This window comes from Streptomyces antioxidans (genome assembly GCF_000968685.2).
In the GTDB taxonomy this organism is placed as follows: Bacteria; Actinomycetota; Actinomycetes; order Streptomycetales; family Streptomycetaceae; genus Streptomyces; species Streptomyces antioxidans.
In genome coordinates this window covers 16821-32345 of record NZ_LAKD02000043.1, presented here as the reverse complement: position 1 = coordinate 32345, position 15525 = coordinate 16821, and the positions used below count along the sequence as shown (strand labels likewise).

Annotated in this window: 11 protein-coding genes; 6 read left to right on the top strand and 5 right to left on the bottom strand. The window is 71.9% G+C overall.

Going from position 1 to position 15525, the window contains the following annotated elements:
- The first annotated feature begins 37 nt into the window (after positions 1 to 37).
- From VT50_RS17620 to VT50_RS17600, 5 genes are all read left to right on the top strand, one after another.
- Positions 38 to 625: a (2Fe-2S)-binding protein gene (locus VT50_RS17620; RefSeq protein ID WP_046089101.1), complete on the top strand. Its 588-nt coding sequence runs from the start codon at positions 38 to 40 to the stop codon at positions 623 to 625.
- Positions 622 to 1623: an FAD binding domain-containing protein gene (locus VT50_RS17615; protein ID WP_046089100.1), complete on the top strand. Its 1002-nt coding sequence runs from the start codon at positions 622 to 624 to the stop codon at positions 1621 to 1623. The genes VT50_RS17620 and VT50_RS17615 overlap by 4 nt, the downstream gene beginning before the upstream one ends.
- Positions 1620 to 3773, top strand: coding sequence for a xanthine dehydrogenase family protein molybdopterin-binding subunit (locus tag VT50_RS17610; protein WP_046089099.1), 2154 nt, complete (start codon positions 1620 to 1622; stop codon positions 3771 to 3773). The genes VT50_RS17615 and VT50_RS17610 overlap by 4 nt, the downstream gene beginning before the upstream one ends.
- A 10-nt stretch (positions 3774 to 3783) precedes the next feature.
- Complete coding sequence (locus tag VT50_RS17605) at positions 3784 to 4431, top strand: TetR/AcrR family transcriptional regulator (protein ID WP_046089098.1); 648 nt, start codon at positions 3784 to 3786, stop codon at positions 4429 to 4431.
- 105 nt (positions 4432 to 4536) lie between these two features.
- Positions 4537 to 5457 (top strand): lysozyme, encoded by a 921-nt coding sequence (locus VT50_RS17600; RefSeq protein WP_046089097.1) that lies wholly within the window; start codon positions 4537 to 4539, stop codon positions 5455 to 5457.
- 8 nt (positions 5458 to 5465) lie between these two features.
- On the opposite strand, the gene VT50_RS17595 is transcribed toward VT50_RS17600, so the two are convergent.
- The 3 genes from VT50_RS17595 to VT50_RS17585 form a co-directional block, all read right to left on the bottom strand.
- Positions 5466 to 6071, bottom strand: a complete 606-nt coding sequence (locus tag VT50_RS17595) for a hypothetical protein (protein WP_046089096.1) — start codon at positions 6069 to 6071, stop codon at positions 5466 to 5468.
- Positions 6072 to 6242: 171 nt separating this feature from the next.
- The gene (locus VT50_RS17590; protein ID WP_046089095.1) at positions 6243 to 7493 is read right to left on the bottom strand and encodes an acyltransferase family protein; all 1251 of its coding nucleotides are present in this window, start codon (positions 7491 to 7493) and stop codon (positions 6243 to 6245) included.
- Positions 7490 to 9763 carry a glycosyltransferase gene (locus tag VT50_RS17585; protein WP_240529196.1) on the bottom strand — a complete coding sequence of 758 codons (2274 nt, stop codon included), beginning with the start codon at positions 9761 to 9763 and terminating at the stop codon, positions 7490 to 7492. The genes VT50_RS17590 and VT50_RS17585 overlap by 4 nt, the downstream gene beginning before the upstream one ends.
- An 846-nt stretch (positions 9764 to 10609) precedes the next feature.
- Here VT50_RS17585 and VT50_RS17580 point away from each other — a divergent pair.
- Positions 10610 to 11791 carry an FAD-dependent monooxygenase gene (locus VT50_RS17580; RefSeq protein WP_046089094.1) on the top strand — a complete coding sequence of 394 codons (1182 nt, stop codon included), beginning with the start codon at positions 10610 to 10612 and terminating at the stop codon, positions 11789 to 11791.
- A 55-nt stretch (positions 11792 to 11846) separates the two neighbouring features.
- Here VT50_RS17580 and VT50_RS17575 read toward each other — a convergent pair whose 3' ends face one another.
- A complete protein-coding gene (locus tag VT50_RS17575; RefSeq protein WP_420822199.1) occupies positions 11847 to 12701 on the bottom strand; it encodes an ABC transporter permease in 855 nt (284 codons plus the stop codon).
- A gap of 5 nt (positions 12702 to 12706) precedes the next feature.
- Entirely contained in the window at positions 12707 to 15511 is a 2805-nt protein-coding gene (locus VT50_RS17570) for an alpha/beta fold hydrolase (RefSeq protein ID WP_079343846.1), read from the bottom strand.
- Between the last annotated feature and the right edge of the window lie 14 nt (positions 15512 to 15525).

The following is a 15525-nucleotide window of genomic DNA, read 5'->3' as shown; positions in this document are numbered from 1 at the left end:
CCTCGCCACGGATGTAAGAGGTTGATACATTCAATGTATGACCCTCTCACATCACTCACCCAGTAGCGACATCATCATGCGGATCAACGGCTTGTCCCACTCCCTGACCATCGACAACCGGACGACCCTGCTCGATGTACTGCGCGAGCGACTGGGGCTCACCGGCACCAAGAAGGGCTGTGACCACGGTCAGTGCGGGGCCTGCACGGTGCTGGTGGACGGTGAGCGGGTGAACAGCTGCCTGATGCTGGCGGTGACCGCCGAGGAGCGCGAGATCGTCTCCATCGAGGGCGTGGCGGCCCTGTCGGACGGCGGGGAGCTCCACCCGGTCCAGCGCGCCTTCCTCGACCACGACGGGCTCCAGTGCGGCTATTGCACCCCGGGCCAGATCTGCTCCGCCATCGGGGCGCTGGGCGAGGCCGGGCGCGGCTGGCCCAGCCATGTCACCGAGGACACCGCCACCGGGGTGGCCGAGGCGTCGGCGCTGGACGCGCGGGAGGTGCGCGAGCGCATGAGCGGCAACCTGTGCCGCTGCGGCGCGTACAACGGGATCGTCGAGGCCGTGCTGGAGGCCGCGGGCGCCCGAGGTGTCCAGGACCCGGCCACCGCCGGAGGCGCCCGATGAAGGAGTTCGGTTACGCCCGCGCAGGCGACGCCGCCGAGGCGGCCGCGCTGATCGCCGAGCGCCCCGATGCCAGCTATCTCGGCGGGGGCACCAATCTGGTGGACCTGATGAAGCTCGGCGTCACCGGTCCCGGGCTGCTCATCGACGTCTCCCGGCTGCCGTACGACCGGATCGAGCACCGAGAGGACGGCTCGGTGCTCATCGGCGCCACCGTGCGCAACGGCGCGCTGGCGGGCGATCCCGGTATCCGCGAGCGCTTCCCGCTGCTGTCCCAGGCGCTGCTGGCGGGGGCCTCCGGACAGCTGCGCACGGTCGCCACGGTGGGCGGCAATCTGCTGCAGCGCACCCGCTGCGGGTACTTCCAGGACGTGACCAAGCCGTGCAACAAGCGCGAGCCGGGCACCGGGTGTCCGGCGGTCCTGGGCACGCACCGCGAGCTGGCGGTGCTGGGCACCTCCGACCACTGCGTGGCCTCCCACCCCTCCGACATGGCGGTGGCGCTGGTGGCGCTCGACGCGGTGGCGCATGTGCGCTCGGTGGACGGCGGCTCGCGCGCCGTTCCGGTGGCGGAGCTGTATCTGCTGCCCGGCGACACTCCGCACCGGGAGACCGTCCTGGACCACGGCGACCTCATCACCGCGGTCGAGCTGCCCCCGCCGCCGCCCGGTGCCCGGATGCGCTATCGCAAGGTGCGCGACCGGTGGTCGTACGCCTTCGCGCTGGTGAGCGTCGCCACCGCGGTGTCGGTGGCCGAGGACGGCTCGCTGCGGGAGGTGCGGATCGCGCTCGGCGGGGTGGCGCCGCGGCCGTGGCGGGCCCGCATCGCCGAGGAGCGGCTGCGCGGGGTCCGACCGGACGAGGAGGCGGTGCGGGATGCGGCGCGGGCCGAGCTGGCCGGGGCACGGCCGCTGCCCGACAACGCCTTCAAGGTCGACCTGGCCACTGATCTGATCGTCGCGGGCGTCCGCGACCTCGTCGCGAGGAGGGATCGCGCATGACCACAATCGAGCAGAGTGTCGGCGCCCCGATGACCCGGGTCGACGGCCTGGCCAAGGTGACCGGCGCGGCGCGCTACGCCTATGAGTTCCCCACCCGGGACGTCAGTTACGTCTGGCCGGTGCAGGCCACCGTCGCCCACGGCCGGGTGACGGAGGTGGACCCGGCCCCGGCGCTCGCCCTGCCCGGTGTGCTTGCGGTGCTCGACCACACCAACGCCCCGCGGCTCAATGCCGAGGCGGAGGCGAGCGCGGACCTCTTCGTGCTGCAGTCCCCTCAGGTGGCGTACCACGGCCAGATGGTGGCCGCCGTGGTGGCCACTTCGCTGGAGGCGGCGCGCGAGGGCGCGGCGGCGGTCGGGGTGGGCTATGAGCGGGAGCCGCACGATGTGGTGCTGCGCGCCGACGACGAGCGGCTGGAGATCCCCGAGACGGTGACGGACGGCAGCCCGGGCCTGGTGGAGCGCGGGGACGCCGATGGGGCCTGGGCCGCTGCCCCGGTGCGGGTGGACGCCACGTACACCACTCCGGTGGAGCATCCGAGCCCGATGGAGCCGCATGCCACCATCGCGGTGTGGGACGGGGACCGGCTGACGCTGTTCAACTCCGACCAGGGTCCCTATATGAGCGCACAGCTGATGTCCGCGCTGTTCGGGATCGAGCCTGGCGCGGTGGAGGTCGTGGCCGAGTACGTCGGCGGGGGCTTCGGCGCCAAGGGCATTCCGCGCTCGCCGACGGTGCTGGCGGCGCTCGCCGCGCGGGCCGTCGAACGGCCGGTGAAGATCGCCCTGACCCGACAGCAGATGTTCCAGCTGATCCCCTACCGCTCCCCCACGATCCAGCGGGTGCGGCTGGGCGCCGAGCGCGACGGCCGGCTGACGGTGATCCAGCACGAGTCGGTGCAGCAGCGTTCGGCCCAGGTGCCGTTCGCCGACCAGACGGTGTCCTCCACGCGGATGATGTACGCGGCGCCCCACGCCCGTACGACGGTGAAGGTGGCGCCGCTTGATGTGATGACGCCCGCCTGGTTCCGCGCCCCCGGCCACACCCCGGGGATGTTCGCGCTGGAGTCGGCCGTCGACGAGCTGGCCGGGGCGCTGGGCATGGACCCGGTCGAGCTGCGGATCCGCAACGAGCCGGAGGCCGACCCGGAGAGCGGCAAGCCGTTCAGCAGCCGCAACCTGGTCGCCTGTCTGCGCGAGGGCGCGGCCCGCTTCGGCTGGGAGCGCCGCGATCCGGCGCCGGGGATCCGGCGCGAGGGCCGCTGGCTGCTGGGCACCGGAGTGGCCGCCTCGCACCACCCGGACTACACCTTCCCCTCCTCCGCGATGGCGCGCGCCGAGGAGGACGGGACGTTCCGGGTGCGCGTCGGCGCGGCCGACCTCGGCACGGGCGCGCGTACCGCACTGACCCAGGTGGCGGCGGACGCGCTCGGCGTTCCGCTGTCGCGGCTGCGGCTGGAGATCGGCCGTGCGTCGCTGGGCATGGCGCCGTTCGCGGGCGGTTCGCTCGGCACCGCCTCCTGGGGCTGGGCGGTGGACAAGGCGTGCCGTGCGCTGATGAAGGAACTGGACACCTTCGGGGGTGTGGTCCCGGACGGCGGTCTGGAGGTGGTGGCCGACACCGCCGAGGATCTGGAGCAGCGGGCGGATCTGTCGCGGCACACCTTCGGGGCGCAGTTCGCCCAGGTGCGGGTGGACGGCGACACCGGTGAGATCCGGGTGGACCGGATGCTGGGCGTGTTCGCGGCCGGGCGGATCGTCAATCCGCACACCGCGCGCTCCCAGTTCCTCGGGGCCATGACGATGGGTCTGTCGATGGCGCTGCTGGAGGTCGGCGAGGTCGATCCGGTCTTCGGGGACTTCGCCAACCATGACTTCGCGGGCTATCACATCGCCGCCCACGCCGACGTTCCGCGACTGGACGTGGTGCTGCTGGAGGAGTACGACAACACCAGCAACCCGGTGGGCGCCAAGGGCATCGGCGAACTGGGCATCGTGGGCGCGGCGGCGGCCATCGGCAACGCCTTCCACCATGCCACCGGGGAGCGGGTGCGGGATCTGCCGATCCGTGTCGAGCGCTCGCGGGACGCGTTGCGGGCCGCCGGAAGGCGCAGGCCAGGGGCGGGTGAGCCGGAATCACGGGTCGGGTAGGGTCACCCGAATGGCACTCACCCCGAAGGGACGCGCCACCTACCACCACGGCGATCTGGCCGCCGCGCTGGTGCAGACGACCCTGGAGATCATCGACGAGGTCGGAGTGCGCGGCTTCTCCGTGGCGGAGGCCGCGCGCCGCACCTGTGTGAGCCCCGGTGCGCCGTACCGCCACTTCGCCGACCGTGACGCGCTGCTCGCCGCCGCCGCCCTCGAGGTCTCGCGGCGGCTGCGGGCCATCTACCTGGACACCGCGGCCGACATCGGGTCCGCCCAGGAGCGGCTGGCCATGGTGGCGGGCACCTATGTGCGGGCGGCGGCCCGCTACCGCGGCGGGCTGGACATCCTCTTCGCGCCGGGGCTGCGGGCCACCCATCCGGAGCTACGGGACAGCTCCAGGGAGTTCGTGGATCTGCTGCTGCCGAGCGCCTTCGAGGTGGTCGCCCCGGGCGAGGCCGCGGTGACGGCCGTGGCGCTGCTCGACGCCCTGCACGCACTCGCCCGCGGCTATGTCGCCCAATTGCTGGAAGGGAAGTTCGGCGATCCGGATGATGTGGTCGAGGACGTGGCCATCCGGGCTACCCGGGCCGCGAGGGCGCTGGTGGCGGGCCATGGCATGCCGTCCGGGCCGTTCGGCGAGGAGGGCCGGGACCGCTGACGGAGGACGGCCGGGACCGCTGACGGAGGGACAGAATCTCCCGTTCCGATTCACGTTCTTCGTTCCGCGCGCATACCGTCGATGCGGAACGGATCGGAGGAACAGATGTCCCTGAAATCCGGTAAGAGCCTGCGTCATGTCCCCGGCCGGGCGCCTTCGCGTCTGCGCTCGCCCCACGCCATCGGCGGTCTCGGAGTGGCGGTCAGCGCCGCCGTCCTCGCCACCCTCGCACCGGCCACGGCCACGGCCTCGGCCTCGGCAACCGACCCCGACCACGACGCCGGCACCGGCCCGGCCCCCGCATCAGCCGTCCCGCACCCCGAGCGGGACTGGATGGGCTCGACCGTCACCCGCCACGAGGAGACCGACCCCGGTGCCACGCCCCGGGCCCCCAGAGCGGCCTCGGTGGAGGGCGTAGACGTCAGCGACCACCAGGGTTCGGTCGACTGGGCGGCCCTGTGGGACGACAACGTCAGGTTCGCCTATGTGAAGGCCACCGAGTCCACCACCTACAAGAACCCCTCGTTCGCCTCGCAGTACAACGGCTCCTTCCAGCAGGGCATGATCCGCGGTGCCTACCACTTCGCCCTGCCGGACCGCTCCAGCGGCACCCGTCAGGCGGACTTCTTCGTCGCGAACGGTGGCGGCTGGTCGAACGACGGCAAGACGCTGCCGCCCGTCCTGGACCTCGAGTACAACCCGTACGGAGCAACCTGCTACGGCCTGACCGCCTCCCAGATCGTGAATTGGGTCGGCGACTTCACCGCGCGGGTCAAGAAGCGCACGGGTCGCCAGCCGGTGATCTACACGACCACCGGCTGGTGGCAGACCTGCACCGGCGACAGTGCCGCCTTCGCCGCCCGGAACCCGCTGTGGCTGGCACGGTACGCCGCCACTCCCGGGCCGCTGCCGTCCGGCTGGAAGACCCACACCCTGTGGCAGTACACCTCGACCGGGTCGCTGGTGGGTGACCACAACCGGTTCAACGGAAGCCTGTCGCGCCTCAAGGCGCTGGCCACGGGGTGAGGCGGCACTCAGCCGCCGAGCACGCCGCCGACCCCGCCGAGCACCCCGTCCAGGGTGTCGCCGACACCGTCCACCAGTCCGCCGACCACGCCCTTGCCGTGGTCGCCGCCCTGGCCGGGGCTCTGCGACGGCTGGCTGGGCTGCTGCGACGGGGTGGTCGGGTCGGGGCTCGGGGTCGTCTCGCTCGGCGCGGAGGGCGACGGGGGCACCTGGTCGTCCCGCTGCGCGGGGGCGGTGTGCGCCTCGGTGGGCGCGGCCTTGGAGGGGGCCGCGTCCGGGGTGGCCGGGGCGGCGTGCCGCGGTGTGCTCGCGCTCCGGTCCGCACGGGCGCCGCCGGGGGTGGTGGCGTCGGTGTGGTCGGAGATCAGCTTCGGCTTCGCGGACTGGCTGGGCGAGACATGGCTCTGCGAGGGCGTGTCATCCGCGGTGGGGTCGAGCTCGGGCGCCTGCGCCTGCTGTGCGTTCACATCGGAGCGGGCCTGTACGGACTTGTCACTGCCGAGCGTCGAGTGGAGGCCGATGGCTATGGTTCCGGCCACGCCGAGGGCGGTGGCCGCCTTGAGCGTCGTGGTGCGCGCCTGCTGTGCGGCGGTCGGTCGGCTGTGTCGACCCATTTCGCTGGTCTCCCCGTTATGGCATGAGTTGGGTGGGGGTGCCCCGGAAGCCCGGTTCCCAGCGGAACTGATGTCCGACGCACACGCGTTACAGAGTAAAGAACGAGCCAGATGATAGCCACCGCCCCCCGGTGTACGGCCACCCGTACACCGGGGAACGTGTGTTCCTGGCTAGCGCGCGGCCTCCGGATAGAAGTCACGCGAACGGCCCTGGCCGTCCTTGAGCTTCCCGAGCAGGCTCGCCGGGTACTCGATGACCCAGTAGCTCACCGCGGCGCCGGCCACGGCCACCACCAGCACGATGACCACGGCCAGCGGGAAGCCCGACTGCCCGTCGGGCGGCAGCAGGCCCGCGTTGTACAGGGCCAGCATGATCGGCTCGTGCCAGACGAAGAGGCTGTAGCTGGCCAGGCCGACGCCGGTGAGCCAGCGGGCGGTGAGCCATGAGTGCCACCGCCCCTGCCGCCGGACATGGATGGTGCTGTAGAGCAGCAGCATCCACAGCAGGGCGGACAGCGGGTGGTAGAAGGTGGTGGGGAAGTCCTCCGCCTCCGTACCGGAGTAGGACAGCAGGTACAGCCCCGCGAGGGCGGCCGCCCGCAGCGGGATCGCCACCTTCGCGTCCAGCCGTCCGCGGTCGCCGAGGGCGATCATCGCCACGGCGAGGCCCATGCCCGCGGCGAACCCGCCGAAGCGGGCCTGCGGTCCGAAGTACACCGGCCATTCGGTGTGCGGGATGTCCAGCCCGTAGCGGGCGACCGCGATCCAGATGAACGGACCGATGTAGAGCAGGGCGCAGCCCACCGCGCACACCGCCACCCGGGAGGCCCTTCGGCGCAGCGGGCGGCAGGCGCGGACGGCCAGCGGGCCGAGTCCCACCAGCGCCACATAGAACATGATTTCCAGTGACAACGACCAGGTGGGGCCGATGGTGTAGAAGATCTGCTCCTGGTCGAAGACCTGGGTGAAGGTGAGGTGGTGCAGCAGATCGGACCACTCACCGGGCAGGGTGGGGTTGCGGGTGGCCCAGACGAACGTCACCGCCAGGAAGTACAGCGGGACGATCCGGATGGCGCGCCGGAAGAGGAACACCCGGCCGGGCCGGGTCGAGCCCCCCTCGATCGCCGCCCGTGCGTAGGACAGCGTCAGCAGATACGCGGACAGCACGAAGAAGAGGTCGATGACCTCCAGCGACACCAGAGCGTTCGCGTACCGGTTGGGCACCGGTGAGTGGGCGCCGTCCCGGTCGTAGACGAAGTACTGCTGCCAGACGTGGAAGACGACGGTGAGGAGCGCCGCCATGCCCCGCAGGCCCTGGATCTCCTGGCTCATCCGGTTCCGCGGGCGCGCGGACTTGGCGGGTGTGCCGTTGACCGCCCGGGGGGCGGTGGTGGCCGGAATGGTGGTGGACACCGTGCTCATGTCCGCTTCACCGCCTTGTCGCCGGGGCGCGGGGTGACCCGCCACTGGCGGTCCCGCAGCACCTCCTTGAGGAGCGACTGACGGGCCACGATGTTCTTGAAGTGGCTGTAGAAGACGGTGGACACCACCAGGTACCGCCAGAACCACGCCCTGCGGCGGCGCAGTTCGGGCACCGCGAGCCGCCATGCGAACAGCGCCTGCACCAGCCCGGCGGACAGGGTGAACAGGGTGGCCAGCAGGCAGACCGGCACCGCCCAGTCGAGATGGTCCACTCCCCCGGCCCGCCACGCCGAGTACAGCAGCACGGGCAGGATCTGCAGGGTCAGCCACGGCTGGATCTCCCGCCACCCCAGCAGCACCAGCAGCCCCGCCTTCTGACGGGGGGTGAAGGCCGGCGAACGCAGGCCCCGCCACAGGTACTTCAGCGACACCTGGAGCCAGCCCTGGGCCCAGCGCGACCGCTGGTTCCACAGCGCCTTGAGGGTGGTGGGCGCCAGTTCGCGCGAGATGAGCGTGCGGTCGGTGGCGATCCGGGCGCCCTCGTGCAGGGCGCGCATCGTGGAGTCGATGTCCTCGGTGAGCATCGTGCCGTGCATCCGCGTCCTGGCGAGCAGATCGGTGCGCCAGAAGCCGTTGGAGCCACCGAAGACGCCGAAGGTGTAGAGCCGGGTCCGGCCGGGGTGGCTGACGGCGTAGATGGCCTCGAACTCCACTCCCACCAGCTTGGACACCCAGGAGCTCTCGCCGTTGCGGATCACGCAGTGGCCCTGGACCACGTCATAGCCGTTCGACAGCCAGTGCCAGGCGTGCTGGAAGGCGTCGGGCACCGGGTGGTGGTCCGCGTCGAAGATGCCGACGAACTCACCGCGCACCCGGGTGACCGCGGCGTTGACGTTCTGCGCCTTGGAGGTGCTGCCCGCCACCGGCAGCAGCACCAGCCGCGGATCGCGGCGGGCCATCTCGCGCAGGGTCTCCTCGACGGGCATGGGGTGCGGGGTGTTGTACGCGAGCACGATCTCCAGCTCGTTGGGATACTCCAGGCGCAGGAAGGACTCGATGGTGTCGACGATGGTCGCGGCCTCATTGGGCAGATACGCGGCGATGACGGCGCTGGCCGTTGGATACGGCTGCGCGGGCCGTTCGGGCCGGGGCTTGGCGTCGAGCGAGAAGAGGCACTCCAGCACGATCAGCGCGGCCGAGAGCACCAGACCGGACACCACGACCCAGTACGCGGCCGAGCCGACGTCCCAGCCCAGTTCGTACATCTGCTGGTAGAAGACGAACGGGATGCCCACTCCGAAGAGGAGCACCAGGACGGGCGAGAGCGCCGACAGCAGAGCGCGGAGCGCGGTGGCGAGGGTACGGCGGCTGCGCCGGTGGGTGCCGCGCATCCACGCCGCGTACTTGACCGGCCGCAGATCCCGGTGGCGGATCGACTCCTCGACCGCGTTCCGGGCGTTGGCCACGGTCTGGGCGCGGTCCGCGCAGTCGGCCAGCGGGGTCCAGCCGATCGCCGGGGTCAGCCGTACGTTCTCATCGGCGACCACGAAGCGGGTCCCGGCCACGGCGTTGGCGAAGTTCTGCAGTTCGCGGCGCGCGGTGTCCTCGTCCACACCGGGCATCAGCATCAGCAGATGGCCTTCGTCGTCCCAGCCGAGCCGGTCGCAGACGCCGCCCAGCTTCTCGGCCACTCCGGCGAGGCGTTCGGCGACCTCACGGCGCACCCGCGGCCCCAACCGGGCTTCGAGGGCGGCGATTTCGGCCACACCCACCATGGCGACGACGCCACCGGTGCGGCTGTCGTCGACCCGCTTGAGCTCCCGGTCGAGCTCGCCCAGGAAGTGGGGCTGGGAGTACAGGCCGGTGCGCGGGTCGAGCAGCAGGTTCTCGACGGGGACCGGGACCCGGCGCAGCTTGGCCTCGATCCGGGCGGAGAGCTCCACGGGGTCGGAGGTCTCCGCCACGCAGTCGTCGGCGCCGCCGCGCAGCATGTCGGCGACGCCGGCGGGGCCGGGGGCCGAGGTGACCATCAGCAGGGGGAGCGCCCGTCCCGCGGGGACGGCGCGGACCTCGCGTATCAGGTCGAGTCCGTCCTCGGCGTCGTCCAGGGCGACGATCGCGTCCGGCGGGGAGTGGCGCATCTGTCGGCTGACGTCGCCGGGCTCCGCATGGCTCACCTGGTGCCCGGTGGAGACGAGAGTCCGTGTCAGCCGGTCGAGCCTGGGGCCCGGTTCGCCAACCGCCAGCACATGCCCGCTCGGTCCCGCCACGCCGCCACGAGCGGCGGGCACGGGTTGCTGGGATTCGCGTGATCGTGGGTGGTGCGAAGTAAGCACCTGAGGGGTTCCTTTCGTGGGGGGTGCGTCACCGAACGGGCCGTGGGCACGCCGACGTTCCAGCCGTGGTCATGACAGATCAGTGGTCATGCCAGACCCCGGCCATCGCAGACCCCGGCCATCGCAGACCCGGTCATGGCAGACCCAGGTCACGACGGGCCGCGTGGCATGGCAGACCGCGTGGTCATGGCAGACCACCTGGCCCGCAGGCATATGCGCAGGGGCAGGCGCCTACGGGCAGGCCGGAGGACGGCGTCGCCGGGAAGGCCGGGGCGATCCGCCGTTCGGTGAGTGGTGAGAGGCGGCTACGCCGCTACCGTGGCCGATCCGCGCGGGGAGAGGTGAGATCTCCGGCGGGGTCTCGGACAGACGGGCACGACGGCGGCGGGGATCACGCGGACGTGCTCCAGTGAATTGCGCATAAGGTCCCATCCTGTTCGGATCGTGGGGGGCGGACCGAACGTCACCAGTGCGGCGACCGATCTTTTGGGCTGACCGGTCGGAATCCCCAGTCTGATCGATCAGTGCGGAACCACACAACACATCTGAGTAACACTCTCATTAACCGATGAGAGAGTTCCGCCCGCCCGCCGATCGACCCCGGCCATGCCCAACTCCCCCGCGACACCGGGGTGTCGGAGCCCCGTCGGTACCGCGTCGGCGGCTCGTCGGCGCGTCATCGGCCCGGCGTCGGTGCCGCGTCGGCGCGGTGTCGGTGGCTCCGGCCAGTCTCTTTCGAGGCACCACATTCGGTGGTTGACATTCGGAAGGGACAACACCATGGGGAATGCACGGGTTCTGATTTCGGGGGCCAGTATCGCCGGGCCCGCGCTCGCCTACTGGCTGGATCGTTATGGCTTTCAGGTCACCGTCGTGGAGCGCGCCGCGCGGCCGCGGCCGGGCGGACAGGCGATCGACGTGCGGGGCCCGGCGCTCGAGGTGTGCGAACGGATGGGCGTGCTGGAGGAGATCCGGGCGCGCCGCACCGGGCTGCGCGGCATGTCGATCGTCGACGACGATGGGAAGGAGCTGTTCAGCACCACCGAGCGGACCGCGAGTGGCGGGGATCTCAACAGCTCCGACATCGAGATCCTGCGGGACGACCTGTCCTCGGTGCTGATGGCCGCGGGCGGCGAAGGGATCGAGTATCTCTACGACGATTCCATCGCCTCGCTCGTCCAGGAGCCCGACGAGGTGGCGGTCACCTTCCACCGGGGCGGTGCGCGCGCCTTCGACATCGTGGTGGCGGCCGACGGGGTGCACTCCTCCACCCGGGCGCTGGTCTTCGGCCCGGAGGAGAGCTTCCTGCGCCATCTGGGGGGCTATCTGGGCGTGTGGACGGTGCCGAACTATCTGGGCCTGGACCGCTGGGAGGTCGTCTACCAGATGGCCGGGGCCGCCTGGGGCGGCATGCTGATGAGTGTCCGCGACAACGCCGAGGCCCGGGTCTACATCGGCATCGAATCCGAGGAACCGCCCGCCACGTTCCTCGGCTCCCGGTCCGTCTCGGAGCAGAAGCAGCTGGTCGCCGAGCGGTACCGGCACGCCCGCTGGGAGATGCCGCGGCTGCTGGAGTACATGTGGGGGGCGCCGGACTTCCACTTCGACGCGACGGCCCAGATCCATATGGACTCCTGGTCCCGCGGCCGGATGGCCCTGGTCGGCGACGCAGGATACTGCGGCTCACCGGCGTCCGGACAGTCCACCAGCGTGGCGGTGGTCGGCGCCTATGTCCTGGCGGGCGAGCTCAGGGCCGCCGGCGGCGACCACACCGCGGCCTTCGCCGCCTACGAGCGCGAGCTGCGGGGCTATGTGGCGGCCAACCAGCAGCTCGCGCTGGACAACATCGCCCGGAAGGAGGCGCGGGACGCATCGGCCGGGCCGGAGCCCGACGCCAACCCGACCAATATCGGCGATGACTTCTACCAGGTGGTCAACTCCTACACCGTCAAGGACTACTGACCCGGCCCGGCGGCCGAGGCCCGCACAGGGGGCTGTGGCTGTGGCCGTGGCCGGGCTAGGACACCACGTCCTTGCGGCCGAAGCCGCGGAAGGCGAGCGCGATGAGCACCAGCGCGTAGGCGACGGACACCGAGACGCCCTTCACCATTCCGCCCCATTCCATATGGGGCTGGAGTGCGTCCGCCCACGCGAACTGCCAGTGTGCGGGCAGGAATTCGCGCCACGAGCCGAGCGCGGTGACCGCGTCCAGCACATTGCCCACGATGGTGAGCCCCACCGCGCCGCCCACCGCGCCCAGCGGCGCGTCCGTGACGGTCGAGAGCCAGAACGCCAGGGCGGCCGTGACCAGCTGGGACAGGAAGATGTACAACACCACCAGGGCCAGCCGGACGAGGGCGTCGCCGACCGGCAGCTCACCGCCCGTGGGCATCCGCAGCGGCCCCCAGCCGTACGCCACGGTGCCCACCGCGAGCGCGACCAGCGGCAGCAGCACCATGGCGGCCGCGCTGAACACCAGGGCCACCACCAGCTTGCTCACCAGCAGCCTGGCCCGGGGCACGGGCGCGGCCAGCAGATAGCGCAGCGAGGACCAGCTGGCCTCCGAGGCCACAGTGTCCCCGCAGAACAGCGCGACCGGCACCACCAGCAGAAAGGCGGCCGAGACAAAGAGCGCGGTGGCGGCGAGGTTGGCGCCGGAGGCGGTGGCCGTGGTCATCAGGGTGACCCGGTTCTCCCGCCCCTCGGGGGCGCCGCCGATGGCGAACGCGATCACGAGGACGAACGGCAGCAGGGCCAGCACCAGGCCCATCACCAGGGTACGGCGACGGCGCAGCTGCCGTACGGCCTCGACCCGCAGCGGCAGGGTGTGACCGGCCCGGTAGCCGGGCGCGACCTCGGTGACCTGGGACAGGGAGCTCACGCGGATCCTCCTCCGATCAACGTCAAGAAGGCGTCTTCCAGGCGCCGGTTGGGCCCGAAGCTGGTCACCGGGATCTCCAGCCGCACCAGTTCGGCGAGCAGCCGCGCCGGGGTGGTCCCGTCGAGCTGGACGAGCAGTCCGTCGGCGGTGCGGCGGGCGGAGGCGACCCCGGGCAGCGCGCCCACCTTGCCCGTCAGGGCCTCGCTCAACTCGCCGTCATGGCCCACCAGCACACTGCCGCCGTTACCGGTGATCGCGCCGACCTCGCCCGCCTGGATGAGCCGGCCGCGGTCCATCACGACCAGATGGGTGCAGGACTGCTCGACCTCCGCCAGGAGATGGCTGGATACGATCACCGTGCGCCCCGCGGCGGCGTACCGGATCATCACCTCGCGCATCTCGCGGATCTGCGGCGGGTCGAGACCGTTGGTCGGTTCATCGAGGATCAGCAGATCGGGGAGGCCCAGCATGGCCTGGGCGATGGCCAGCCGCTGCCGCATGCCCTGGGAGTAGGTGCGTACGGCACGCTCCAGCGCGCCGCCCAGGCCCGCGATCTCCAGGGCCTCCTCGATATGGGCGTCGACGGCGGGGCGGCCGGTGGCCCGCCAGTACAGCTCGAGGTTGGCGCTGCCGGTCAGATGCGGCAGGAAGCCCGCCCCCTCGACGAAGGCGCCGACGCGGGAGAGCACGGGCGCGCCGGGCCTGATGGCCTGGCCGAAGACCCGGATCTCGCCGTCGTCGGGGGCGATGAGCCCCATCAGCATCCGCAGAGTGGTGGTCTTGCCCGCGCCGTTGGGCCCGAGGAGCCCGAGCACCTGCCCCTTCTCGACGCGGAAGGACAGATCGCGCACCGCGTAGCGGTCGGCGGACTTGGCGTAGCGCTTGCTCAGACCGGTGATCTGCAGGGGCACCTCGGCCAGTTCGGGGTCGGGCGGCGGAGTGGCCGTACGCCGCCTGCCGGTCAACAGCAGTGCGAGCGCCACCACGGCCGCGCCGAGCGGCAGCCCCCACACCCATGCGGGCAGCGGGGCGGGCTGGGTGTGCACCCCGGGTGCGGTGGGCACCGTAAGGCCGCCGTCCGCGAGCCCGACCGTGTAGGTGGCGGGCTCGTCCGGGGAGGCGTAGCCGAGGTCGGTGGAGGCGAGGACGAGCCGCAGCCGGTGGCCGGCGATGAGCTCGTGGTCCACGGCGGGCAGCCGCACGGTGACGGTACGGCCCTGCTTCGCGCCGGTGACGCGCAGCGGCGCGACCAGTTGCTCGGGCAGCACCTGCTGTCCGTCCGGCCCCACGTCGTAGACCTTGGCGAAGAGCACCGCGTCGTCCGTGTCGGCCTTGACCCGCACCTTCGCCTCGGGCGATCCGGTGATCCGCAGGGGCCGGTCGAGCGGCGCCGAGTCGAACCGGGCGAACTGGCCGGGGACGTCGAGGGAGAGGCCGACGCCGAGCGAGGACGCCCGGGACAGTCCGGCGACGCCCGGCACGGTGGAGATGGAGGGCGGCCCCGCCCCGGGCGGATTGGTGAACGACTGCTCGCGTCCGCGCAGCGCCACCGTTCGGCCGCCGTCGCCGAGGCCGGGGTAGTGGTCGCCGGTGGCGCCCCGCAGCTGGACGGCGCCGTTGGTGGTGTCGACGCCGCCGGTGCGGCTGACCCGGAAGGCGGGACCGGTGTCGGTGTCCTTGTCGCCCTTGAGGTAGCGGTCGAACCAGGCGTGGGTGCGGGCCAGCACCCGCGAGGTCTCGCGGTCGCCGCCGTCATGTCCGCCGGCCGTCCAGTCGACGGCGACCGGTGCCCCGGTGGCCCGGATCGCCTTCGCCATGGTGTCGGCGTGGCCGAGCGGGAAGAGGGAGTCCGCCTGTCCCTGGAGGATCAGTGTGGGGACCCTGATCCGGTCGGCGACGGCGGACGGGCTGCGGGCCTCGAGCATCCGGCGGGCGGCGGCGTCGGGCTTTCCGGCGACCGCGACCCGCTCGTGCATCTCGCACAGCTGCTTCTCGAAGCGCCCGCAGCCCTGGCCCCGGTCCGTCCTGGCCTCTCCCCCACTGTTCGGGTCTCCCGGGTCCGCCTGGGCTCCCTGGCCCGCCCCGCCGTTCGCGTCCGGCTGGCCGCCCTGGCTTCCCGGGCCCATCCCCCCGTCGGCGCCTCCCGCGCCGCTCATGTCGCCCGGGCCGCCCTGGCCGCCGCTGAGGTCGGCCGAGCCGGTGGTGAAGAACAGCCCGGCCCAGAGCTTCTTGTAGACGCCGTTCGGGAAGAGCGCGTCGGCGAGGTTCCAGTAGGTCATCTCGGGCGCGATGGCGTCCACCCGGCGGTCGTATCCGGCGGCGAGCAGGGAGATCGCCCCGCCGTAGGAAGCGCCGGCGACCCCCACCCGGGGGTCACCCTGGCGGTCGAGCCGCACCTCGGGACGTTTCGCCAGCCAGTCGATCAGCCGCCGGACATCGGCCACCTCGTGGTGGGGGTCATTGAGCCCGATCTTCCCGGTGGACCTGCCGAAGCCACGCGCCGACCAGGTCAGCACGGCGTATCCATCGCGGGCCAGTTTCTCGGCGTGGTCGCGTACGTCGTCCTTACTGCCGCCGAAGCCGTGGCCGAGCAGGACCGCGGGCCTGCGGCCGGTGCCCGCCGTGAAGTACGAGGTGTCGATGCGCGCGCCCGGCATGTCCAGCACGCGGTCCTGGCGGTGCACGGCCTGCCGGTCGCCGGAGGAGGCGACCGCCCAGGTGCCCCCGCCCGCGAGGAGGGCCACGGCGGCCACGACGGCGGCCAGGCGTCGGCCCCTCGGCCGGGTCTTTCGGAGATCCATGGGGAAACCCTAAG